Here is a 24134-nt window from a genome sequence, read left to right on the forward strand (position 1 = left end):
TACCTTGCTCCTTGGGTGAGCGAAACGCATCCACTGTATTCCAGAAGTAACAAGAAAGCCTCTGCTAGAATGGAAACCCTGTTCTGGAGGTAACCATGACCCTGCTTAAATTCACCGACGTTTCCTTGGCTTACGGGGCGATGCCCTTGCTCGACCATGTTTCTTGGCAGATTGCTCGGGGCGAGCGCGTATGCATTATTGGGCGTAACGGCACGGGGAAATCCAGCCTATTGCGCTTGGTGAAAGGTGAGCAAAAAGCCGACGATGGTGAAATTTGGCGCGCTCCAGCCCTTAAGATTGGCGAACTCCCTCAAGAACTGCCTCTAGCCGATGAGCGGAGCGTCTATGACGTGGTGGCCGAAGGTTTAACCGGAGTCGGTGAGCTGCTAGCCCGTTATCACCACCTGAGCCAAAACATTCAGAGCGACGATGACCTCAACCAACTGATGCAGGTGCAGCAAGAGCTGGAAGCCCGCGATGGTTGGCGTTTGGGGCAATTGGTAGAAAGTATTCTCAGCCGCCTGCAACTCCCGGCGGATAAAAGTCTGGCAGAGTTGTCGGGTGGGTGGCGGCGGCGGGTATTGTTAGCGCAGGCCTTGGTTTCTGAGCCGGATTTGCTGCTGCTGGACGAGCCCACCAACCATCTGGACATTGGGGCCATCGCTTGGTTGGAAGAGGCGCTGAAGGGCTTTAACGGCGCGGTGCTGTTCATCACCCACGACCGGGCGTTTTTGCAAAATCTGGCCACGCGGATTCTGGAGTTAGACCGGGGTCACCTGATTGACTGGAACGGCGATTACGCCAGCTTCTTAGTGCATAAAGAACAGCAACTGGCGGCTGAAGAAACTGCCAATGCCTTGTTCGATAAAAAACTGGCGCAGGAAGAAGTGTGGATTCGCCAAGGCATTAAAGCGCGGCGTACCCGTAACGAAGGCCGAGTACGCGCCCTAAAAGACCTGCGGGTTGAGCGCAGCGAGCGCCGAGACCGCCAAGGGAAAGCCAGCTTTCAGATTGAGGCTTCGGATAAATCTGGCAAGCAAGTGATTGTGGCTGAGCACCTGAGCTTCCAGCATCCAGAAGGCGGTGAGCTGATTAAAGACTTCTCACTGGTGATTCAGCGCGGTGATCGTTTAGGGCTGTTGGGGGCTAACGGTACGGGCAAAACGACCTTGCTCAAACTTCTATTGGGTGAGCTGCAACCCACCTCTGGCACAGTGGAAATTGGGACTAAGTTAGAAGTCGCCTATTTCGACCAGTTGCGCGGTCAGCTTGATCCGGAAAAGACGTTGATTGATAACTTGGCTGAAGGACGAGACTTTATCACCATCAACGGTCAAAGCCGCCATATCATGAGCTATCTGGGCGATTTTCTATTCAGCCCACAGCGGGCACGCTCTCCGGTTAAGGCATTATCGGGTGGTGAGCGGGCGCGTTTGCTGTTAGCCAAGTTATTCAGTAAACCCGCTAACCTGCTGGTGCTGGACGAACCCACCAACGATTTGGACGTAGAAACCCTAGAGCTCTTGGAAGAAGTGCTGCTGGAGTTCACCGGCACCGTATTGATGGTCAGCCATGACCGGGCGTTTTTGGACAACGTCGTTACCAGCACTTTAGTGTTTGAAGGCGAGGGTAAGGTGCGCGAATACGTGGGCGGCTACCAAGATTGGTTACGCCAAGGTGGATCGCCGCGCTTATTAGGGGTGGCAGAAGAAAAGGCCGCAAAAGCCAAAGCTCCAACCCCAGTCGCTGCGCCTCAAGCCGCAGCCGCCGAGCCAACGAAGAAAAAACTTAGCTATAAACTGCAACGTGAGCTGGACGAATTACCGGCGCGGATTGAGCGATTGGAGGCCGATATGGAGCAATTGCAGGCGCAAATGTCTGATCCCAACTTTTTCCAAAAATCGGCCGCGGAAACCAACGCCGCCTTAGCCCGCACGGAGGCCATGCAGCAGGAGTTAGATCAATTGCTGGAGCGTTGGGCCGAGTTAGAAGGATAACTTGTTGTATGATCCAAGCTTGCCCGCTGTGAACGGCTGTTACGAGGTCGCTGCTGATGTTTGAGAATGACTATCCTCTGGCTTGGTCAATCTATTTACTGGGAGCTTTAGGCGGGCTCTTGGTCTGGTGGCGCTTAACGCGTTGGATGTGGCGTTGGTTGCGCGAGCCGCTCTGGATATTGGGCGCAGCGCTGCTGCTAACCCCTACGATGGTGGACGCAGAGCGCGGTTTGCACGCGCCTGCGATTGCGATTACCGCCATGGATCTGCTATTTGGCATGGGCAATAGCGTATGGCGTGCTGTTTCGGATCTGGTGCTATCGTTGTTGATCGGGCTGGCGATCTATTTGGTATTCGTTGCGGTGCGTTGGTTTTGGCAGCGCCAATACCTAAGCCTTGAACACCAAGAACCGCTGGACGAGGCTGACACCGAGTATTACCTGTTTGCAGAGCGACACAGGTACAGTCCGCCTCATCCGTCTTTGGAGTCAGCGTCATCGACTCCTAGAGCATCAAGCCGTATTGAGCCCCGTCTCTGAGGTAGTGATCTATGTGTGAACTGTTAGGGATGAGCGCTAACGTCCCTACGGACATCCTGTTTAGCGTCACCGGACTGATGCAACGTGGTGGACGAACGGGCCCCCATACCGATGGTTGGGGTGTGGCTTTTTATGAGGGCAAAGGGCTGCGTTTATTTCAGGACACTCAGCCCAGTGCCCACTCTGAAGTGGCTGAGTTGGTGCAGCGCTATCAGATCAAAAGTGAGCTGGTGATTGGGCACATTCGCCAAGCCAATGTCGGGGATGTCTGTTTGGCCAATACCCATCCCTTTATTCGCGAGCTATGGGGGCATTACTGGTGCTTTGCCCATAATGGCCAGCTCAAAGAATTCAATCCGCCCCAGAGTTTTTACCGTGCGGTGGGAGCTACCGACAGTGAGCGGCTGTTTTGTGATCTTTTGAACCGTATTCGCCAGCAATTCCCGGAGCCGGTGGAGGTAGAGCAGCTATTACCACTGCTGACCCAAGCCTGCGCGGAATACCAAGCTCAGGGGGTATTTAATTGCCTGATGAGCAATGGGGATTGGCTGTTCAGCTTTTGCAGCACCAAATTGGCTGAAATCACCCGTCGCGCTCCCTTTGGCCCGGCGCACCTGAAGGACGCGGATTTAAGTGTGGACTTTCACGCCGTTACCACGCCCCATGACATCGTAACGGTGTTGGCCACCGAGCCCTTAACCGAGGAAGAGACGTGGACACGCCATCCTCCCGGTACTTGGGTACTGTGGCGACAGGGCGTGAGTGTGGCGCGTGGCCAAATCAGCTCGTCTCCGCCCTAGCTATTTGGCCAGATAGCGCATCCCCTCCTCCAGTCCGGCCAGTGTCATGGGGTACATGCGCGGGCCGATCAGCTCCTGCACCATGCCGATGGATTGGGTGTATTTCCACTGCTGTGGCTGGAGGGGGTTAATCCAGATCAGCTTGGGGAAGTGCTCGGTAAAGCGCTGCATCCACTGATAACCGGCTTGCTCGTTCCAGTGCTCGACACTGCCGCCGGGGTGGCTGATTTCGTAGGGCGACATGGACGCATCACCGACAAACACCACTTTCCAATCCGGGCCGTAGGTGTGCAGTACATCCAGCGTGGGGGTAATGTCGGAAAAGCGTCGGCTATTGTCGCGCCATAAGCCTTCGTAAATGAAGTTGTGGAAGTAGTAATACTCCAGATGTTTGAACTCCATGCGGCAGGCTGAAAATAAGTCCTCACAGACTTGAATGCAGCCATCCATAGAGCCGCCGACATCAAACAGCAACAGCAGCTTCACTGCGTTGCGCCGTTCCGGGCGCATCTGAATATTGAGCATGCCGCCATCGCGGGCGGTGTGTTCGATGGTGCTGTCGAGGTCGAGTTCTTCGGCAGCCCCGCTGCGTGCGAACTTGCGTAGGCGGCGCAGTGCCATTTGGATATTGCGGCTGCTGACTTCGGTTTGATCGTCTAGATTGCGGTATTCGCGCTGTTCCCACACCTTAACCGCTTTGCCTTGGCGCTGTCCGGCATCACCAATGCGGATGCCTTCCGGGTGGTAGCCGCCAGAGCCAAAAGGGCTGGAGCCGCCGGTGCCGATCCATTTGTTGCCGCCAGCGTGGCGTTCTTTTTGTTCGGCCAAGCGTTGTTTGAAGGCTTCCAGCAGCTTATCCAATCCACCGAGGCTTTTCAGGGCGGCGCGGTCTTCTTCGCTGAGTTGGCGTTCAAACTCTTTACGCAACCAATCCTCAGGGATTAAAGCCTGTAGCGCCTGATCCACGTCGTGTAAGCCGTTGAAGTAGATGGAGAAGGCACGGTCAAAACGGTCGAAGTAGCGCTCATCCTTGACCAAAATCGCCCGTGACAGCCGGTAAAAATCGTCCATATCCGCGAACACCAAGCCTTGTTGCAGGGCTTGCAATAAATCCAACAGCTCGCGAATGGACACCGGCACCTTGGCCGCGCGCAGTTCGTCAAACAGGCTGAGCAGCATGGCGCATCCTCCGGTTAGCTTTTACGGCGGCTCATAAAGGCCAGACGCTCAAGGAGTTGTACGTCCTGTTCGTTTTTCACCAAGGCTCCGGCCAAGGGTGGAATGGCTTTGGTGGGGTCGCGTTCCCGCAATACGGCTTCGCCGATTTGGTCAGCCATCAGCAGTTTTAACCAATCTACCAGCTCCGAAGTGGAGGGTTTTTTCTTCAGCCCCGGCACTTGGCGCACGTCAAAAAAGATATTTAACGCCTCGTTGACCAGCTCGTTTTTGATGTTGGGAAAATGCACATCCACGATTTGTTGCAAAGTGGCGCGGTCAGGAAAGGCGATGTAGTGGAAAAAGCAGCGGCGTAGGAAGGCATCCGGCAGTTCTTTTTCGTTGTTGGAGGTGATGATAATGATGGGCCGCTGTTTGGCCTTGATGGTTTCGCCGGTTTCGTAAACGAAGAACTCCATCCGATCCAGCTCTTGCAGCAGGTCGTTGGGGAATTCGATGTCGGCTTTGTCGATTTCGTCGATCAGCAGAACCACGCGCTCATCGGTTTCAAAGGCTTCCCAGAGTTTGCCTTTTTTCAGGTAGTTGCGTACTTCGTGTACGCCTTCTACGCCCAGTTGTGAGTCGCGCAGACGGCTCACGGCATCGTACTCGTACAAACCCTGATGGGCTTTGGTGGTGGATTTGATGTGCCAGGTCAGCAGGCGCGTATTAAAGGCTGAGGCCAGTTGTTCAGCGAGTAGGGTTTTGCCGGTGCCGGGTTCACCCTTGATCAGCAGCGGGCGTTGCAGGGTAATGGCGGCATTGACGGCCAGTTTTAGGTCGTCGGTGGCCACATAGGAAGTAGTACCTTCAAATTTCATCAGCAAACTCCGAAAAGTAAATCCATTCTATAACCAATGGGTTGGTGCTCAGAGATACAAGGCATAAGCGTAGGCTGGACGATCTTGATGGGGGAGCCTAGGCTGATGCCCCTGATGTCGTCTACATAAAAACGAGAATCCCTATGAGCCGTATATTCGCAGATAACGCACAATCTATTGGCAATACTCCGCTGGTCAAGATCAATCGTTTAGGCCCACAGGGTGTAACTCTGCTGGCGAAAATCGAAGGCCGCAACCCAGCCTACTCGGTAAAGTGTCGTATCGGAGCGGGTATGGTGTGGGATGCCGAAGCCGATGGTCGCTTAAAGCCCGGTATGACCTTGGTCGAACCCACTTCGGGTAATACCGGCATTGGTTTGGCCTTCGTTGCGGCGGCTAAAGGTTACAAATTGATTCTGACCATGCCCGCTTCCATGAGCTTGGAGCGCCGTAAAGTGCTGAAAGCCTTGGGTGCTGAACTGGTGCTGACCGAGCCCGCTAAAGGCATGAAAGGCGCGATTGAGAAGGCCACTGAAATCGCGGCCTCCAATCCTGAGCTGTATTTCCTGCCGCAACAGTTTGAAAATCCCTCTAACCCCGCCATCCACGAAAAAACCACCGGCCCCGAAATCTGGAATGATACCGATGGTGAAATTGATGTGCTGGTATCGGGCGTAGGTACCGGCGGCACTATTTCTGGCGTATCGCGTTACATTAAAAAAACTCAGGGTAAGGCCATTCTGTCGGTGGCGGTGGAGCCTGCGGGTTCCCCTGTGATCAGCCAAACGCTGGCTGGCGATGAGGTCAAACCTGCACCGCATAAAATTCAGGGCATTGGGGCGGGATTTGTGCCTAAAAACCTCGATCTGTCCTTGGTGGATCGGGTAGAGACTGTCACCGACGACGAAGCCAAAGCCATAGCTCTGCGCCTGATGCGTGAAGAGGGCATCCTGTGCGGTATTTCCGGGGGCGCTGCCGTAGCTGCGGCCTTGAAGTTGGCCAATGAGCCCGCACAGCAAGGCAAAACCATTGTGGTGGTGTTGCCAGATTCAGGAGAGCGCTATCTATCCTCCATGTTGTTTGATGGATTGTTTACCGAACAAGAATTGGTGCAGTAACCTAGGATAGACTGTTAAGGGGGCCTATGTTGGCCTCCTACTCTACTATCGGGAACTAGGATTCATGTCCGAGCAGGATCATCAGCGTTTTATTGGTCGTCTCTCACTGGAAAGCGGAACGGGTGAGGGCGGTTCTTTGTCTGACAAACGTATTCGTCTGCTGGAGTTGATTGACGAATTGGGCTCCATCAATCAGGCCGCTAAATCTGTCCCGCTGTCCTACAAAGCAGCTTGGGATGCCATTGATGCGATGAACAATATGTCGGCCCAACCCCTAGTGGTTCGGGTCAGTGGTGGACGGCAGGGCGGTGGAACCCAGCTCACGGATTATGGCCGCCGCTTAGTCGCTATGTACCGTGCCTTGGAGCTGGAGTATCAGCACGCGCTGGATCAGCTTAGTGATTGCATGACGGACGTACAGCGCGGTGACGTGCAAGACTTTCAGCGCTTGATGCGGCGTTTATCGTTGAAGACCAGTGCTCGCAATCAATTCTCAGGTATCATCACTGGCCTGCGCGATGGCGGTGTGGATTACGAAGTCCGTCTGCGCCTAGATGCTGAAACCGAGATTCTGGCGGTGATTACCAAAACCAGCGCCGAAAGCCTGCATCTGACCATTGGTAAAGAAGTCTTAGCCTTTGTGAAGTCCTCCTCAGTGCTACTGAGTAGTGAGCCTGATACGCACCTAACCGCCCGCAATCAACTCTGGGGCGAGGTGGTAGAAATTCACCAAGGCTCGGTAAACGATGAAGTCAGCTTGCAGTTGCCTTCAGGACGCACTGTAACCTCAGTGGTCAGCCATGAAAGCTGTCAAAGCATGGACATTGTGGTGGGTAAAAAGATTTGTGCCTTCTTTAAGGCTTCCAGTGTGATTTTGGCGGCTTACGATTAATGGCTGCTCGCCTGCGCTGTGTACGCTGCCAGCGCCCTCTAAGTCATTGCCTTTGCTCCTTAATTCCGAGCCTTTCTAGCCGCGTACAGGTGCAGATTCTGCAACATCCGGATGAGGCTCGGCATGCTTTAAACACAGCGCGCTTGGCCGTTTTAGGACTGGAGAGGGCCAACCTATGCTTGGGAGAGCAATTTCCTCATCTGCCTATTGATTCGGGGACTTATTTACTTTTTCCCGGCCCTGAGGCGCGTTCTCTGAAGGAGCTGACTCTGGCCGAGCAAACTGCTGTTGAGCGACTGATTGTACTGGATGGAACTTGGCGTAAAGCCCGTAAACTGCTGTACCTAAATCCAGCCCTGCAAGCCTTACCGCAACTAAAGTTGCCTGAGGGTTGCCGATCGCGTTACCGGGTGCGTAAAGCGCCCCTGCCCGATGCTTTGTCAACCTTGGAAGCCATAGTAATAGCCCTCAGTCTTATCGAGCGCAGTGAGCGTTTTGAGGCGTTGCTGGTGCCCTTTGAGGCTCTGATTGAAGGGCAAATTGCGGCTATGGGGACAGAGGTGTATCAGCGTAACCACGGTTGTTAGCGTTGAATCACCCGCGTTTTTTGGCGCACGATCCAAATCGTCACCAGCATTGCTGTCAACAGCATCCCCATGCGTGCCCAGAAAATGGGAACGATCCAGCAGGAAATACTGATGCTCATCCACATCAGGCCAATAGCGTACACCTTGCCCTTTAGGGGAATGCCTTGGCCATCCAGATAGTCTCGAAACCAAGGCCCAAGGCGCGGGTGACTGATAAGCCACTGATAAAAACGCTCTGAGCTACGGGCAAAGCAGGCGGCGGCTAAGAGTAAGAAGGGCGTAGTGGGCAGTAAAGGGAGAAAAATCCCCAACACCCCGAGCACAATGGCCAGCCAACCCGCTCCCAAAAGAACCATACGGACTAAAGGGTTAGGGTGTGGGCTTGGCATAGGGAGTCGATCAGTGGGTGCGGGGCTTGAGCAGAGCAGGTTTTTCTGCCGGTGCTTGGCACAGTAGATAGAGCGCCGTGAGTATCTCAGGTATCTGCGCCACCATTTCGTCCACTAAGTCATAGTCTTGGGCGATGTCAGAAAATTCAGGCTGCTCATCAAACAGCCCCGAGCCCACCATAATGGGCAACAGCAGTTCGCTGACTTCTTCTTCGGCCTCTTCAAACCAAACTGATTCGCGCAGGAATACGCCTTCCATAAAACCGATACACCAGCCGCGCAAATCGGAGGCGTCGGGGTCATCGCCTAAATCTAACTCGCAAGGCAGCTCAATATCTTCATCGCTGGCCAGTTGGCGACCAATATGAGCTTTGAGCTGAGCCAGTGTATCTTCAATGGCTTGGCGTTCAGTGTCGTCAACGTATTGAGGGGGCTCGGCAAAGAGTGCATCAATCCACTCAAGCTCGGAAATTTCTTCAGGACAAATGCTTAAGGCCGTTAGATAGCCGTGGGCAGCGATGTAATCCAGCGCTTCTTCGTGCAGGTCATCAGCATCAAGAAACACTTGCAGACGGGTAAGTTGCTCGGCGAAAGACATCTGGAAATTACCTTGGAGAAGACTGTAAGGGTTTGGATTCTAGACCAGCCCTTAGGCTCTATCCACCGAATATAGGCTGAACTACGTCTTTAAATGAGGGCTTTGCGTATAATACAGGGGTCATCGTGGAGACCGGCATGCTCGACCCAGCCCAGCAGATTCTGAAAGAAGTTTTTGGTTATGACCAGTTTCGAGGGCATCAAGCCGCGATTATCCAGCGCTTGGCCGGTGGTGGAGATGCCTTGGTATTAATGCCCACCGGCGGCGGAAAATCCTTGTGTTATCAAGTGCCTGCCCTGTTACGCGATGGCTTGGCCGTGGTGGTCTCCCCCCTGATTGCTTTGATGGAAGATCAGGTGGCGGCCCTAGAGGAGCTTGGGGTAGCGGCGGTGGCGTTAAACTCCACCCAAACACCTGAGCAGCAACGGGATATCGCTGATCGGCTGCGTCGGGGTGAGATTAAATTGCTGTATTTAGCCCCCGAACGCCTCGTTCAGCCGCGTATGTTGGCTTTTTTGCAGCGCTTGCCCTTAGCCCTGTTTGCTATTGATGAGGCGCACTGTGTATCCCAGTGGGGGCACGATTTTCGCCCAGAATATTTACAGTTAGGACAGTTAGCTGAGCTGTTTCCTCAGGTTCCGCGCATTGCATTGACCGCCACAGCCGACAAGCGTACCCGCGAAGAAATCGTCCAGCGCCTGCATTTGCAGCAGGCGGAGTTATTTGTATCCAGTTTTGACCGGCCTAATATTTTTTACCGCATCGTGCTTAAAGATCAGCCGCGTCGTCAGCTATTAGCTTTTTTGGAGGAGCGACGGGGTGAGGCCGGCATTGTGTATTGTCTGTCACGGCGTAAGGTGGAAGAGGTAGCCGCTTTTCTTGTCCAACAGGGTTTTGCAGCCCTGCCTTACCACGCCGGTTTGCCCAGTGAGCAGCGAACGCTACATCAGCGCCGCTTTCTTAACGAAGAAGGCGTAATCATGGTAGCCACCATCGCCTTCGGTATGGGGATTGATAAGCCCAATGTGCGTTTTGTGGCTCACTTGGATCTGCCCAAATCCTTAGAGGCCTATTATCAAGAAACCGGGCGCGCAGGCCGGGATGGACTGCCCGCCGATGCTTGGATGGCTTATGGGCTTCAGGACGTACTGCTGCTTAAGCAGATGCTGGCCAATTCAGAAGGGGATGATCGCCACAAACGGGTCGAGCAGCACAAATTAGAGGCCATGCTGGCTTTGTGTGAGGAAACCCGCTGCCGCCGCCAAGTGCTGTTGGCCTACTTTGACGAAGTGCTGCCTCAGCCCTGTGGCCACTGCGATATCTGTGTGGACGGCATCGAAACTTGGGATGCTACCGAACCGGCGCGGCAGGCGCTGTCTGCGATTTACCGCAGTGGTCAACGCTATGGTGTAGGGCATCTGATTGACCTTTTATTAGGCCGTGAAAATGACCGTGTACGCAGTTTGGGCCATCAACATTTGTCCGTATTTGGCATAGGCCAAACGCGCTCCGAGGCGGACTGGCGCTCCCTATTCCGTCAGTTAATCGCACGGGGTTTAGTCGACGTAGATTTGGATGGCCACGGTGGACTGCGTTTAGCAGAAAGCTGCCGCCCTTTGTTGCGCGGAGCGGCTAGTTTGCAGCTACGGCGAGATGTAGGTTGGAAACGCCAAAGCGTGCCTCAACATACATCCAGCGTGGCCAGTCAGGGTGTGCGTGCTGAGGAGCGTCCCCAATGGGAAGCTTTACGCGCCCTTCGCCGACGTTTGGCTGAAGAGCAGGGCGTTCCACCTTACATTATCTTCCCGGATGCCACGCTGATTGAAATGCTGCGCCGTAAGCCGCGTACTCTAAAGGATCTTGCCCAAATCAATGGCGTGGGAGCCCGCAAGCTAGAGCGTTATGGCGCAGATTTTCTAGCCTTATTGCTGGGGCAACCCAGTTCAAAACCTCCAGCGGTTACCGATTGGCGGCACGAAGTGGTCTGTTTGGCGGCGGCAGGGATGAGTCCTGAACAAATTGCCCTGCAACTGAACTGCTCTGAGTCTAAAGTTTATCCCGTATTGGCTGAAGCTATTGCTGAACAATTGCTCAGATTAGAACAGGCACTGGATATTCCTGATGACTTATTAGGCGATATTCAAGATTTATTTTTGGCAGGAGAGGAGGGTTTACCCTCAGTTGCCTATGTGTCGGAGCAATTAAATCATCAGGTTGCCACAGGGATTTTGCAGTGCATCCGCGCTGCCTTGCTGGTTGAGTGTGGAGATTGAGCGATTGCACTTGAAGCACGAGGCTGTCATTCTCGCAAAAGCAACCAAAGTCTTTAGTTGGCTAATAATGAGCCTGCGTAACCCTGTATTGGATTGGACATTTAAGTAATGCCCCAAAAGCCCCCTGTTCGATTTGGCCCCCTTCTGGCGTTATTAGCGCGCTCTTGGCGTGCAGAATTAGATCGCCGTCTGGCACATTTGGGTTTATCTCAAGCGCGCTGGCTGGTGTTATTGCATGTTTCCCGTATGTTGGAACCACCCACACAACGCGAGTTGGCTCAAATTGTGGGTGTTGAAGGCCCCACTTTGGCGCGCTTACTCGATAGTTTGGAGAGCCAAGGTTATGTTCGACGCTTGTTGGTTCCTGAAGATCGACGGGCCAAAAAAATTGTGCTAACCGATGAAGTCCAACCCCTGATCCAACAGATCGAGGCGATTACCGCACAGATGTATCATGATCTATTGTCGGGGATTGACGAGTCAGATTTACAAACCTGTATGCGGGTACATCAGACGATCCTAAGAAACCTTAATCGTTCTTAAGGAGGCCTTGAGGCTGGACTGGTGTAGCGCACCTGTTTCGAGGAGGACGATTGATGAGTACTTTGGCTGACTTAGCCTTAGAGCGTGAAAAGCGCATCCATAACATCCACGAGCGCCGCCTTGAGGATGTACGCAAAGCCTTTGAGCGCGCCTTGCCGCTAAATACCCCTGCCCCAAAAAATAAGAAAAAGGCGGGCAAGTCGAGCAAAAAACCAGGGAAAAAGTAAAAGACTACCCTGCGTCGCCCTAAGTTCGGATTTTAAATTGACTTATATCAAGTATCACTCCGGTCCTTTCATCCGGGGTGATGGCACTTGACGCGGGTCAATGCTTCCTATTCGTTCTCTGCTATTGTTTGATACAGATACGGGGGGCATCCCGAAAAGTGCAAGCTAAAAAGAGCAGCCGACGAGATCGGGGCCAAGGGGGGGAGATGGTTGACAATATGATATTCGCAGGGGTGATTACAGCCTGCCTAATGGTCGCCTTTTTGGGCAACTGATCTAGGGCTGTATTTAAGACACTCCATCCTGCATCTGTAGTTCATCTCAGAAAGCACGCTTAAGACGTGCGCAGGAGCAAACAATAAAGGCACGCAAGGCAATTGGGCGGCTCCGGTCGCCTTCTTTTTTTGCATAAAATTTATGCCGCCTATTAAAGCACTACGGATTTGGATCAGCAAGAGCGGGTTAGGCTCTGCTGATCAGCTTGTATACCTCGACTTAGCCAATCTGAATGGGTGGTAATGGACTCAGTTCTACTTCCTGCTGCTTACGCGGTGCCATCACCTGAGCTTCACCCTCAACTAAAACCGTACCGCTCTGATTCAGAACGCGGGTAGCGATACGTACTGTAAATTTGGGCAGTTTTTCCAGCACCTCTAATTCTACGGTTAGGGTATCGCCGATTCGGGCAGGATGAGTAAAAGTTAGGCTTTGGCCCAAGTAAATGGAGCCCGGCCCCGGTAGCTTGCACGCAATAGCCGCGCTGATGAGTGAGCCACTGAGCATGCCGTGGGCGATGCGTCCCTTAAAGATGGTTTTGGCCGCGAACTCAGGATCAAGGTGCAGGGGATTATGGTCGCCTGATACTTCGGCAAAGAGTATTAAATCGCGCTCCTCAATGGTTTTGCTGTATTGAGCCTTCATGCCGGGCTCTAGGGCATCGTAGGGTATATTGTTAATGGTTGTCATAGTCATGGGGAGAAAACCCGGGGGTCATCGGGCTGGGATAGCACGGCAGAAACTGCCCCTTATTCTCATAAGCTCCTATGCAGCGATGCTATCTTGGGGTTTTAGGTATGGTTTTTATACGGAGTTTTTAAGGCTCCTGTGTTGATGTTTAACACAGGAGTGATGCAGTTGGTCTATGCCTGAGTCGGTTCAGCCAGCGCATCCCGTAGTAATTCAGCCAAATGTTTGGGGCGCGCCTCGCTATGGCTACGAATTTGGTGACGGCATGAGAAGCCATTGGCGACTACTGAGGCTTCCGGTTGGGCGCGTAATGCCGGTAACAAAGCCTGCTCTGCCATTGTGGTAGACATTTGGGCGTGTTCCGCTTCAATGCCGAAGGTACCTGCCATACCGCAGCAACCCGCCTCAATCAGGGTGAACTCGTGCTCAGGGATCAGTTTGAGCACGCGGCGGACGGCTTTCATGGCTCCCACGGCTTTTTGATGGCAATGACCGTGTACTAGCGTATCTTTAGGCAGCCTTTTTAAGGCAAGGTTGAGGCGTTTAGCGGTACTTTCGCGGGCTAAAAACTCTTCAAATAGCAGGGTGTGTTTGCTGACCCGATCTACCGCATCGCCTAGTCCGAGCGCTTTAGCGTCATCGCGCAAACCTAACACACAGGAAGCCTCTAAGCCCACAACGGTTCGGCCCGCTTCCACATGGGGCAGCAGTGCCTCTACAAGGCGTTTGGCTTCGGCGCGTGCTTGATCAATCATGCCTTGGGCCAGATAGGTACGCCCGCAACACAGCGGACGTTGCGCTTCTGGAGCCCCAACCTTGGGTTCAGCGATTTGGATACGATAACCGGCGGCCTGTAGCACCTCAATCGCGGCTTCTGCGATTTGAGGTTCAAAATGTCGGGTGAAGGTGTCGATCAGGAGTACGATTTCGGTTGCGCCCTCGGTTTTAGGGGGCTTAAGGGCTGCTTCGCTATTTTTGAACGCTTTTAGGGCGGGTTCTGGGAGTGGGCGTTGGGCCGCCAAGCGGAAGATTTTTTCCGATACCCAAGCCAGTAACGCGCTGCGGTTGCGCCAATGAATCAGACGGCGTAACCCATTGGCATAATGCAACCAGCGTGGCGTATGGGCAAACAGGCGGCTGCGTAGACTCAAACCTTGGCGCGCGGCTTTTTGAGCCAGATATTCCACCTTGATCAGGGGCATATCGACGTTGGCTTCACACTCGCGCTTGCATCCTTTGCAGGACACGCACAGATCCATGGCTTCAGCCAACAGCGGATCGGCTAGGGCGCGTTCGGGGAGTTCGGCATTTAGGGCGGCTTTGAGTAGCTGTACCCGTCCACCGGTGGAAAAGTGCTCATTTCCGGTGATGCGGTAGCTAGGACACATCACTTGCTTGCCTTCAGCCTCACACTGGCGGCTGTTGATGCATACCGCAATGGCCTTGGCAAAGTCTTCCCCGTGTTTGGGGATGTCGGCATAGGCATCGCCCATACCGGAGTCTTTATATTCAGACCAGTCCAGAAAATGCTTCATCACAGACCTCCTGTAAGGAGGAGGCAACAGCGTGGGAAATGCGAGGAAAACAAAAATAAATTCATGATGTGCGGCTAAGGTCACGGAAAAAGTAGACTAATCCTAAGCAAGAGGCAGTCCAGATACCAGCCTGAGGGTCGCAGCGGTAGCTAAAACAAGGCTAAAGGGTGGCTGGATTTGACTTCTGTGGCTAAAACGGCGGCAATGCTTCGTAGAGTCAAGTCCTATGGGTCGTCATTGCAGTAGACACAACAATAAGGAGTATCCCCATGACTGAGGATTTTTGGGCCGATAAGTATCCAAGTGGTCTGGCTCGAACCATTGATCCCGATGCGTACCGGAATGTTTTGGTGGCCTTGCGTGCCTCCTGTACCCGTTTTGCGGATCGCCCCGCCTTTAGCAGTTTGGGAAAAACTCTGACCTATGCGGACTTATATCGTCTATCAGGATACTTTGCGGCTTGGCTGCAAAATAATACGGATTTGAAACCGGGGGATCGGATTGCGGTGCAGTTGCCGAATCTGCTTCAGTATCCTGTGGTGGTGTTTGGCGCGTTGCGTGCCGGTTTGGTGGTGGTGAATACCAACCCTCTGTACACAGCCCGGGAACTGGAGCATCAGTTTGGGGATGCCAAGGTGCGTGCTTTGGTGTGTTTGAACACCACGGCCCACAGTGTGGCGGAGATTTTACCGCGTACCCAGATTCAATACGTGTTGATTAGCGAAGTCGGGGATTTACTCAATCCTTGGAGGCGTTTTTGGGTGAACGCGGCGGTAAAGTATCTGAAGAAAAAGGTTCGTCCGTATCAGATTCCTCAAGCCATTTCGCTTAGAGCAGCCTTGCATCAAGGTCGGGGCCAAAGCTTGCAGGATCATGACCCCGATCCTGAAGAGGTAGCCATTCTCCAATACACCGGAGGCACTACGGGGTTGGCTAAAGGAGCCATGCTCACCCACCGCAATCTGATTGCCAATATGCTGCAATGTCGGGCCATTATGAGTTATGGCTTGGAGGATGGACGGGAGGTCATGGTGGCTCCCCTGCCTCTGTATCATGTGTATGCCTTTACCCTGCATTGCATGGTGGGAGCACTGATTGGCAGCCACAGTTTGCTGATTGTTGATCCGCGCGATCTGTCCACCCTGATTAGAGTGTTGCACCGTTATCCCTTTAGCATTTTTGTGGGCTTGAATACCTTATTTAGTAATCTATGTCATCGTTTGGATTTTCAAGCCTTGGACTTTTCGCGTCTTAAGGCCACCTTTTCGGGAGGGATGGCCTTGCAGCAAAGTACCGCCCTTGAGTGGCAGCAGATAACCGGCTGCGCTATTTCAGAAGGCTACGGTATGACCGAAACCAGCCCCGTAGTAGCGGTTAACCCTTTTCAGAATATTCAACTCGGAACCATAGGTATTCCAGTACCTTCCACCGATTGCAAAGTGATTGATGAGCAGGGCGTTACCTTGGCGCTTGGCTCCTTGGGTGAGCTGTGCGTGCGTGGCCCGCAGGTTATGAAAGGTTATTGGCAGCGCCCTGAAGAAACCGCTCAGGTACTGGATGCAGAGGGTTGGATTAAAACTGGAGACATTGCCCTGATTCAGCCCGATGGCTATATCCGCATTGTGGATCGTAAAAAGGACATGATTTTAGTGTCTGGTTTTAACGTTTATCCCAATGAGCTGGAAGAGGTGCTCGCAGCGTTACCGGAAGTGCTGCACAGTGCTGCTATCGGTGTCCCTGACTCCCACTCTGGGGAAGCCATTAAGGTATTTGTAGTGGTTAAACCCGGTATGAGCCTAACCCATGAACAGGTGATGCAGCACATGCAGACCAATTTGACCGGCTATAAACGCCCAAAATATGTAGAGTTTCGCGACTCCTTGCCCGTAACGAATGTGGGTAAAATCCTGCGGCGTGCGTTGCGCAATCCCGATAGCTAGTGTTTGAGGTACATCCATGTCTGAGTCAAATCCGCCTGTGTTGGAGCCCCGTCTGGTATTGCTGATGGCACTGGCCACGGGAATTGCGGTCGCCAGTAATTACTATGCTCAGCCGCTGTTGCACAGCATCGCGGTGGACTTTGGGGTGAGTTTCGCCCAAGCGGGTATGGTGGTGACTACGGCTCAGCTCAGCTATGCCACTGGGCTGCTGTTGCTAGTGCCTTTGGGCGATTTGCTGGAGCGGCGGCGGTTGATCGTGGGTATGTTGATCCTAGCGGCTTTGGGATTATCCCTAAGTGCTTTTGCTTCCAACCTGCCTTTATTACTGTTGGGTACCGCCGTTACTGGACTCTTTTCGGTAGTCGCTCAGGTGCTGGTGCCCTTTGCAGCCACTTTGGCCCATCCAGAGGAGCGAGGAAAAGTCATCGGCAGTTTAATGACCGGCTTACTGCTGGGCATTTTATTAGCCCGTACCGTTGCGGGAAGTTTGTCCTCCCTTGGCGATTGGCAGGCTGTCTACGGACTGGCGGCGGGCATGATGCTGATCATGGCCGCGGCTCTGTATCGTAACCTGCCCGAAGCCCATCCTTCGGTGCGCTTAAGCTATCCTCAGTTACTGCTGTCTGTCGCCCACCTACTGCGAGATGAACCCATACATCGGCAGCGTACCCTGTTGGGCTTTTTGTGCTTTACCAGCTTTGCCCTGTTCTGGACACCTTTAGCCTTCCTGCTTTCCAGCCCGCCCTATGAATATTCGGATGCCTTAATTGGTGTGTTTGGTCTAGTAGGTGCCGCCGGAGCGTTGTCGGCTAACTGGGCCGGTCGCATGGCGGATCGGGGACGTGCTGTGCTGGTCACCACCGCCATGCTGGTGCTGATATTGCTGTCTTGGGTGGTATTGAGCGCCGGTGGCTCCTCAGTATTGGCTCTGATTTTAGGTATTTTGATGCTGGATTTAGCGGTTCAGGGATGCCACGTCAGCAATCAGAACACCATCTACCGTTTACAGCCTGAGGCGCGCAATCGCCTGAACGCCGGTTATATGACCGGGTACTTTTTGGGCGGTGCCATCGGCTCCTTGCTGTCGTCGTTTTTGTATCAGCATCAAGGTTGGCTGGGTGTCTGCGTTGCGGGTGGACTGATCAGTCTTCTGGCCTTGGGCCTATGGTGGAAAGGCCACAAACTGGAATCAAGCGTGCAAACGTCCTGAAACCTCGGAGAATCTGCGACAATAGCCGTTTTAGATTCTATCTATACGGCTGTCCATGACCGCGCTGACTGCTTCCGTTGATTTCTCCCAGCTATTTAATAACCTCGACTGTGCCCAAAGCCTTGATCGCCACCGCCTGCGCTGTGATTTGCTGGCGCTGAAAAAAAAGCCGGATGAGCAACGGCTGGCCCGATGGTTGGAGCGTTTCCAAGCTTCCTGTGCCAAGGTGGAGGCGCGTCGTCAAAGCCTGCCGCACGTCCAGTACGACGACAGTCTGCCCATCGCTGCCCGCCGAGAGGAAATTAAAGCGGCGGTACAAGCCCATCAGGTGGTGGTGATTGCGGGGGAAACCGGCTCTGGTAAAACCACCCAGTTGCCCAAAATCTGCCTTGAGCTGGGGCGGGGGATCAGCGGGTTGATCGGCCATACTCAGCCCCGTCGTTTGGCCGCGCGTAGTGTTGCTACCCGTGTGGCCGAGGAGTTGGGCACGCCGCTGGGCGAGGCGGTGGGCTATCAGGTGCGCTTTGAAGACCAAAGCACCGAACGCAGCCTAATTAAGCTGATGACCGACGGTATTCTGTTGGCCGAAACCCAGCACGACCGCTTCCTCAATCGCTACGACACCCTGATCGTGGACGAAGCCCACGAACGCAGCCTGAACATCGACTTTTTGCTCGGCTACTTGAAAACCCTGCTGCCGCGCCGTCCTGACCTTAAGGTCATTATCACCTCGGCGACCATCGATCTGGAGCGTTTCTCCCGCCATTTTAGCGACGCGCCCATTATTGAGGTTTCAGGCCGTACCTATCCGGTGGACGTTTGGTATCGCCCTTTAGCGGCGGAAGTAGATGAAGAGGGTGAGCAGCTGATCGACGATTTAACCGTGGATCAGGGCATCTTGGCAGCGCTGGATGAAATCGAAGCCCATGAGCGTTCCGTAGGGCAGCGTCCAGGGGACGTGCTGGTGTTTTTACCCGGCGAACGGGAAATCCGCGACTGTGCCGAGGTATTGCGCAAGGCCAATCTGCGCCACACCGAAGTCTTGCCGCTGTATGCGCGTTTAACGCCTGCCGAGCAGCAGAAAATCTTCCAAAGCCGTCCGGGGCGCAAAATCGTCTTGTCCACCAACGTGGCGGAAACCTCGCTGACGGTGCCCGGTATTCGTTATGTGATCGACAGCGGCACGGCGCGCATCAGCCGCTACAGCTACCGCGCCAAGGTGCAGCGCTTGCCCATTGAGGCCATCTCCCAAGCCAGCGCCAACCAACGTAAAGGCCGCTGCGGGCGGGTCGAGCCGGGCATCTGTATTCGTCTGTATTCCGAGGAGGACTTTTTAGGCCGTCCGGAATTTACTGACCCAGAAATTCTGCGTACCAACTTAGCTGCCGTCATCCTGCAAATGCTGCACCTGCGTTTGGGACGGATTGAGGACTTCCCCTTTATTGAGCCGCCAGACGGTAAGGCGATTAAAGACGGTTTCACCCTGCTGCATGAACTGGCCGCAGTAGATGAGCAAGGCCAGCTGACTGCGCTTGGGCGGCAATTGGCGCGCCTGCCGATTGATCCGCGCTTGGGCCGTATGCTGTTGGAGGCGGCTAAGCAGGGCAGTTTGGACGAGCTGTTGATCGTCACCAGTGCGCTGTCGGTACAAGATCCGCGTGAGCGGCCCATGGATCGCCAGCAAGCGGCGGATCAAGCCCACGCTCAGTGGAAGGGCAAAGAGCCGCAATCCGACTTTGCGGCTTTAATCGCTCTCTGGCACGGCTTTGAGGCGCAACGCCAAGCGCTCGGCTCTAATGCCTTGCGTAGCTGGTGCCGCAAAAATTTCCTCAACTACCTGCGCTTGCGCGAATGGCGCGATGCACACCGTCAGTTGACTCTGCTGAGCAAGGAGCTGGCGCTGTTTCCGGCGCAATCTACTCAATCTAAATCCGCCGAACCCGCTTCCAGCGAAGGCGAAGAAGCCAAACTACCGAGCATCGACTACGCCGCCGTGCATAAAGCCATTCTGTCGGGTTTGCTCAGTCACATGGGGCAAAAAACCGAGGAAGGCGACTATCTGGGCGCGCGCCAACGGCGGTTCTGGATTCATCCCTCCAGCGTGATTGGGCGCAAAAAGCCGCAATGGTTGATGGCCGCCGAGCTGATGGAAACCACCAAGCTGTTCGCGCGTATGGTGGCGCGGATTGATCCGGAGTGGATTGAGCCCTTGGCCGGTCATCTGATTAAACGCAACTACCTTGAGCCGCATTGGGAAAAACGCCGAGGCCAAGTAGTAGCCTATGAGCAGTTGACCCTGTACGGATTGATCATCGTCGGGCGGCGTCCGGTGCATTATGGCCCCCATGATCCAGCAGTGGCGCGGGACCTATTCATCCGTGAAGGCTTAGTGCGCGGAGAGATTCAAAGCAAAGCCCGCTGCTTGAGTGCCAACCGTGCCTTGCTGGAGCAACTGGACACTCTAGAAGCCAAGGCCCGTCGCCGCGATATTTTGGCCGACGAAGAAACGCTGTTTGCCTATTACGAGGCACACATCCCTCAAGATATTTACCAGACCGCCAGCTTTGACCACTGGTACAAGCGCGAAAGTGCCAAACAGCCTAACTTGCTGATCATGCGCGAAGAAGACGTTCTGGCGCGCGAAGCCCACGAAGTCACCGCCGCTCAATATCCGGATATTTTGCGCCTTGGCGAGTTGGAGCTGTCCCTCAGCTACCAATTTGAGCCGGGGCACGGACGTGATGGCGTGACGCTGCGCGTTCCTGCGCCCCTCTTGGCCCAATTGCCGGCAGATCGCTTAGTTTGGCTGGTACCGGGCTTGCTGGAAACCAAAGCCATTGCCTTGGTGCGCAACCTGCCTAAAGCCGTGCGTAAAAACTTTGTGCCCGTGCCGGATTTTGTTAAAGCAGCGTTGGATAAAATCACCTTTGCTCAGGGCAATCTCTACGCATCTTTGGGGCATGAGCTGTACCGCATGACCGGCGCACGGATTTCTGAGGAAGCTTGGGATGAAGCGGCGGCCCAGCTAGAGCCACATCTGCACATGAACCTTGAGGTGGTGGATGCTCAGGGCAAATACCTCGGCGAAGGACGGGATCTGGAAGCCCTCATGGCGCGCTTTAATGAGGCGGGGCAGGCGGCCTTGGCCTTGCCTAGCCGCAGTGCCGAATCTACCCCTGTGGCCGCGAAAGACTTTGCACTCGTGGCTGAAAGCGCGCGCCAAAGCATTGCCGGTTTGGCCATGACCGTGTATCCGGCGCTGGTGGAGGAGCAGGGGCAAATCCGCGAAGGGCGTTTCCCCACCCAAGCTGAGGCCAATTGGCAGCACCGCCGTGCTTTGCGTTACCTGCTGCTGCAACAGTTGGCAATTCCGGCCAAGGCCTTGCGCACCAAGCTGCCGGGGCTGACGGATTTAGGCTTGCTGTACCGAGATATCGGTAAGCTGGATACTTTGGTGGATGACATTCTGCTGGCTAGCCTAGATCAGTGCGTGTTGGCAGATGAACCCACGCTGCCCCGTGATGGCAACGCCTTAGCTACTCTTGCTCAGCGCAAACAAGCCGACTGGCCGAGCCAAGCCAGTCAACTGGCAAAGCGCGTCTTGGAGATTCTCAAGCTGTGGCACGGACTGCAAAAGCGCTTTAAAGGCCGGATTGATCTGTCTGTAGCCATGGCCTTAAACGACATCAAACAGCAGCTCAGCCAGCTCATCTACCCCGGCTTTGTACGCGAAACCCCCATTGAGTGGCTGAACGAATATCCGCGCTACCTAAAAGCCATTGAGCAGCGTTTGGATAAGGTGGGCAGCCAATTGCCACGCGACCGGGCGTGGACAACCGAGCTGACCGGCTATTGGGAGCAATACCAAGCTCGCTTGGCTAAGCACAGCCAAGAGGGTAAACGCGACCCTAACTTACAGCTCTACCGCTGGATGTTGGAGGAATACCGTGTGTCCCTATTTGCCCAACAACTAGGAACGCGCCAGCCGGTTTCGGATAAGCGACTGGCTAAGCTGTGGATCGAAGTGGAATAGGCAGAGAGTCCCTGCCTAGACATAGTTAAGGGGTTTTTGAGGCGGGAGCAGGGGTTGGGCTGTTTGGGGTTACGAACAGCCGTTTAGTGACAGCCAGTGCCTGCTCAAAGGAAGGGTATCCACTGCGGGCCACGTCCAACTGAGTGTACGCCTTACGGTATTGATCCGCTTTGGCCGCATCCCGAGTCTTGATTAAGTAGGGCTCATCGTAGATGCGATACAACAAGGCGACCGCATGGGGGTGTTGCAGAGCAGCAGCTTGCTCTAGGTTCTGGATAATGTCTGGGGTATTTGTGGGATTTTGGCGAATGCCTAGGAGTGCTCGATAGAAGAAAATCTCACCCCGTTGATCCTGCTCTTGGCTTTGTAGACGATCCAATAAGGCAGAAGCCAGTTCAAGTCCCTGTTTATCACCCGAAGTGATTAGGATTTTGGCCTGCATGAGATCGTTCTGATACAGCAAGTGCTGCTTATGGCACTGGGCCTCGTCGTTCCAAGACCAATAAAAATGACAGGTGTTGATGTTAGAGCAACCAGTTAGGGCCAGTGCAAACCCTATTACCAGTGGTGTCTTCATGCAGCCTAGACTCCTTGGAGTGCAAAACTTCGCGGCTACCCCGTGTCCAGTTAGGGGATCAAGCAGCAACGCGAGGGATCAGCGAATGATATGTCGCTCTGTCAGGTTAAACCAGGGCTATGGGGTGTAGAGAGCGCAAGGATTGACATAATACCGAGGTCAGCCGTCGTTATGCCAGCGGATATAACTTGTTCCTTTCTTCCTAAGCTTTTTACCTAATCAGTAATCTGTGTCCTACCGTTTGGAGTGTACTTTTTTGTGGATACCGTTCGGACATGCTCGAATCCATAGATTCTTTTACCAGCAGGGGCTCAATCTCAATCAGTAAACGATGAGGATCTGCATTGATGTTGCGAGTGACTTCCAAAAACTCTATGACATCTAACCTGCGCTCACCCCGCTCAAACTTGGAAACATAAGATTGCGGTCGTCCTAGTTTTTGTGACAGTTCCTGTTGGGTCAAATGCGCAGCCTTACGTGCCTCAATGAGCAATGAAAGCAGGTGCCGGTATGGAGCACTGTGGATTGTCTTCATTTGGTTTGCCGGATGGATAGCCGACAAATCCAATAAACCTAAATCAGGTTTATCCCAAAATGGGTTTATCCTGACCCTTTGATAGGCTTCGAACCACCTTTTTATCAGTGGAGCGGAGCACATCATGGAGTCGGCAAGGACGCTTTGGAGTCACCCTGTATCTCAGGCTAGTGACCCGCATGTGATTAGCCGATCCAAGTTTGGGCGTTTACGCATTCGCTTTGATGGTGGATGCAGCTACCCAACCATGTTGGATTCGTTGCACGCAGTCTATAAGCGTACTGGAGGTTTGATTGCTCCCGGGGAGACACTGTCTGGCCCTGACTGGATCAATCGAATTATCGAAAATGGGTATCCTATTTCAGATCAGGAAAGAACATCCATTCTCACCCTGATGTGGGCTTTGCCTTGATGTGCGTCTTTGTCTGGCATATCAGTGAGCCTCTTGGGCGTTGCTCTAGGGTCTGCTAAGACGGAAGTTAGGCTATTCCCAATGTTACCTTTGCTGGGTTCAGTTGGTTTGGTTGGCTTGCCAAATGAAAAATCGCACTTTAAGATTTCGCTGTCTCATGTTTATGCCGAGCCTAGGTAGGCATATTTTGGCTGACTTAGCATGAGATCTTGGAAAATTAAGATAAAAAGCAAAGCGTTACTGATAATTTCCATAAGGTTTGTGAGTTTTCGCTATAAGATAGCGCTACCTAATCTGAGGTATCATATGCATCTTTCTATTCCTGCTATCGTGGTCATGGGCGTTGCTGGGTGTGGTAAATCCAGTGTCAGCCAAGCACTTTGCGAACTCAGCGGAGCCTTTGCCATTGAGGGTGATGCCTTTCATCCCCCTGAAAACATTCACAAAATGAGCGCCGGTATTCCTTTGACCGATGACGACCGCAGTGGCTGGCTGGATATCCTCTGCCATGAGCTGCAAGCGGCCATCAAGGCTGGTCAATACCCGGTGTTGTCTTGCTCTGCCTTAAAGCGCCGTTACCGCGAGCGTTTGCGACAAGCAGTGCCCGGACTAGGTTTTATCTACCTAGAGCTCACTCCCGCTGTGGCAGCACAGCGCGTTGCTGAGCGCCCTGGTCACTTCATGCCGGTCAGTATGATAGACAGCCAGTTTGCTGCCCTAGAGTCACCTCAGAACGAACCCCTTACCTTGACACTAGATGCCACGCGCATGACGGTTACTGAGTTAGCTGCTGCTGCTCATCAATGGTGGCAGGGTTGTCATCATGCTCAAATCAAGCCTTTTTGGAATTCAAAAGATAGCGTTATCTTTATGGGTGTTAATAAGTAAGCGCCCTATGGTTAGCATATTTCCATGTATTAAGGCCGA

General features: G+C 53.7%; 21 protein-coding genes and 1 pseudogene. 14 read left to right on the top strand and 8 right to left on the bottom strand.

Translation table 11 applies throughout. The features are described 5' to 3' along the window. Window positions 1-95: 95 nt before the first annotated feature. The 3 genes from LX59_RS03370 to LX59_RS03380 are packed head-to-tail and all read left to right on the top strand — an operon-like array spanning window position 96 to window position 3336. Complete coding sequence (locus LX59_RS03370; RefSeq protein WP_144570432.1) at window positions 96-1997, top strand: ATP-binding cassette domain-containing protein; 1902 nt, start codon at window positions 96-98, stop codon at window positions 1995-1997. Window positions 1998-2053: 56 nt separating this feature from the next. Then, window positions 2054-2536 (top strand): MFS transporter, encoded by a 483-nt coding sequence (locus LX59_RS03375; protein WP_144570433.1) that lies wholly within the window; start codon window positions 2054-2056, stop codon window positions 2534-2536. 11 nt (window positions 2537-2547) lie between these two features. Then, on the top strand, window positions 2548-3336 hold the full coding sequence (locus tag LX59_RS03380; protein WP_144570434.1) for a class II glutamine amidotransferase: 789 nt from the start codon (window positions 2548-2550) through the stop codon (window positions 3334-3336). On the opposite strand, the gene LX59_RS03385 is transcribed toward LX59_RS03380, so the two are convergent. Together LX59_RS03385 and LX59_RS03390 are read right to left on the bottom strand one after the other, a co-directional pair. After that, entirely contained in the window at window positions 3337-4515 is a 1179-nt protein-coding gene (locus tag LX59_RS03385; RefSeq protein ID WP_144570435.1) for a vWA domain-containing protein, read from the bottom strand. A 14-nt stretch (window positions 4516-4529) separates the two neighbouring features. Next, on the bottom strand, window positions 4530-5372 hold the full coding sequence (locus LX59_RS03390) for an AAA family ATPase (protein WP_144570436.1): 843 nt from the start codon (window positions 5370-5372) through the stop codon (window positions 4530-4532). A gap of 143 nt (window positions 5373-5515) precedes the next feature. Between LX59_RS03390 and cysK the strand changes: the two genes are divergently transcribed. The 3 genes from cysK (at window position 5516) to LX59_RS03405 (ending at window position 7969) form a co-directional block, all read left to right on the top strand. Next, the gene (gene cysK, locus LX59_RS03395; RefSeq protein WP_144570437.1) at window positions 5516-6490 is read left to right on the top strand and encodes a cysteine synthase A; all 975 of its coding nucleotides are present in this window, start codon (window positions 5516-5518) and stop codon (window positions 6488-6490) included. 64 nt (window positions 6491-6554) lie between these two features. Beyond that, the gene (locus LX59_RS03400) at window positions 6555-7382 is read left to right on the top strand and encodes a TOBE domain-containing protein (RefSeq protein WP_144570438.1); all 828 of its coding nucleotides are present in this window, start codon (window positions 6555-6557) and stop codon (window positions 7380-7382) included. Beyond that, window positions 7382-7969, top strand: a complete 588-nt coding sequence (locus LX59_RS03405) for a tRNA-uridine aminocarboxypropyltransferase (RefSeq protein WP_144570439.1) — start codon at window positions 7382-7384, stop codon at window positions 7967-7969. Before LX59_RS03400 ends, LX59_RS03405 begins: the two co-directional genes overlap by 1 nt. Here the strand turns inward: LX59_RS03405 and LX59_RS03410 are convergent. Both LX59_RS03410 and LX59_RS03415 read right to left on the bottom strand, forming a co-directional pair. Further along, window positions 7966-8358 carry a YbaN family protein gene (locus tag LX59_RS03410; RefSeq protein ID WP_144570440.1) on the bottom strand — a complete coding sequence of 131 codons (393 nt, stop codon included), beginning with the start codon at window positions 8356-8358 and terminating at the stop codon, window positions 7966-7968. The two genes, LX59_RS03405 and LX59_RS03410, sit on opposite strands and share 4 nt — an antisense overlap. Before the next feature lie 10 nt (window positions 8359-8368). Further along, a complete protein-coding gene (locus tag LX59_RS03415; protein ID WP_144570441.1) occupies window positions 8369-8956 on the bottom strand; it encodes a UPF0149 family protein in 588 nt (195 codons plus the stop codon). Window positions 8957-9093: 137 nt separating this feature from the next. Here LX59_RS03415 and recQ point away from each other — a divergent pair, with 137 nt between their 5' ends. From recQ to LX59_RS15545, 3 genes are all read left to right on the top strand, one after another. After that, window positions 9094-11229 (top strand): DNA helicase RecQ, encoded by a 2136-nt coding sequence (gene recQ / locus LX59_RS03420; RefSeq protein ID WP_144570442.1) that lies wholly within the window; start codon window positions 9094-9096, stop codon window positions 11227-11229. A 108-nt stretch (window positions 11230-11337) separates the two neighbouring features. Beyond that, window positions 11338-11772, top strand: coding sequence for a MarR family transcriptional regulator (locus LX59_RS03425; protein WP_144570443.1), 435 nt, complete (start codon window positions 11338-11340; stop codon window positions 11770-11772). Window positions 11773-11825: 53 nt separating this feature from the next. Further along, complete coding sequence (locus tag LX59_RS15545; RefSeq protein ID WP_170234328.1) at window positions 11826-11999, top strand: hypothetical protein; 174 nt, start codon at window positions 11826-11828, stop codon at window positions 11997-11999. Between the two features lie 495 nt (window positions 12000-12494). Here LX59_RS15545 and LX59_RS03430 read toward each other — a convergent pair whose 3' ends face one another. After that, window positions 12495-12965: a MaoC family dehydratase gene (locus LX59_RS03430; protein WP_144570678.1), complete on the bottom strand. Its 471-nt coding sequence runs from the start codon at window positions 12963-12965 to the stop codon at window positions 12495-12497. 173 nt (window positions 12966-13138) lie between these two features. Further along, window positions 13139-14500: a (Fe-S)-binding protein gene (locus LX59_RS03435; protein ID WP_144570444.1), complete on the bottom strand. Its 1362-nt coding sequence runs from the start codon at window positions 14498-14500 to the stop codon at window positions 13139-13141. A 269-nt stretch (window positions 14501-14769) separates the two neighbouring features. Here LX59_RS03435 and LX59_RS03440 point away from each other — a divergent pair, with 269 nt between their 5' ends. Genes LX59_RS03440 through hrpA form a run of 3 tightly spaced genes read left to right on the top strand, consistent with a single transcriptional unit; the run spans window position 14770 to window position 21683 of the window. Beyond that, window positions 14770-16440, top strand: a complete 1671-nt coding sequence (locus tag LX59_RS03440; RefSeq protein WP_144570445.1) for an AMP-binding protein — start codon at window positions 14770-14772, stop codon at window positions 16438-16440. A gap of 16 nt (window positions 16441-16456) precedes the next feature. After that, a complete protein-coding gene (locus LX59_RS03445) occupies window positions 16457-17650 on the top strand; it encodes an MFS transporter (protein ID WP_144570446.1) in 1194 nt (397 codons plus the stop codon). A 55-nt stretch (window positions 17651-17705) separates the two neighbouring features. Further along, window positions 17706-21683, top strand: coding sequence for an ATP-dependent RNA helicase HrpA (gene hrpA / locus LX59_RS03450; RefSeq protein WP_144570447.1), 3978 nt, complete (start codon window positions 17706-17708; stop codon window positions 21681-21683). Window positions 21684-21708: 25 nt separating this feature from the next. Here hrpA and LX59_RS03455 read toward each other — a convergent pair whose 3' ends face one another. Together LX59_RS03455 and LX59_RS03460 are read right to left on the bottom strand one after the other, a co-directional pair. Next, entirely contained in the window at window positions 21709-22260 is a 552-nt protein-coding gene (locus tag LX59_RS03455; RefSeq protein ID WP_144570448.1) for a hypothetical protein, read from the bottom strand. A gap of 304 nt (window positions 22261-22564) precedes the next feature. Beyond that, window positions 22565-22795, bottom strand: a pseudogene (locus tag LX59_RS03460) (helix-turn-helix domain-containing protein); the annotation flags it as partial. A 124-nt stretch (window positions 22796-22919) separates the two neighbouring features. Between LX59_RS03460 and LX59_RS03465 the strand changes: the two are divergent. Next, window positions 22920-23207 (top strand): hypothetical protein, encoded by a 288-nt coding sequence (locus LX59_RS03465; protein WP_144570449.1) that lies wholly within the window; start codon window positions 22920-22922, stop codon window positions 23205-23207. Between the two features lie 306 nt (window positions 23208-23513). After that, window positions 23514-24095: a gluconokinase gene (locus LX59_RS03470; protein ID WP_144570450.1), complete on the top strand. Its 582-nt coding sequence runs from the start codon at window positions 23514-23516 to the stop codon at window positions 24093-24095. The last annotated feature ends 39 nt before the right edge of the window (window positions 24096-24134 follow it).

Source organism: Azomonas agilis, from assembly GCF_007830255.1.
Lineage (GTDB): Bacteria > Pseudomonadota > Gammaproteobacteria > Pseudomonadales > Pseudomonadaceae > Azomonas > Azomonas agilis.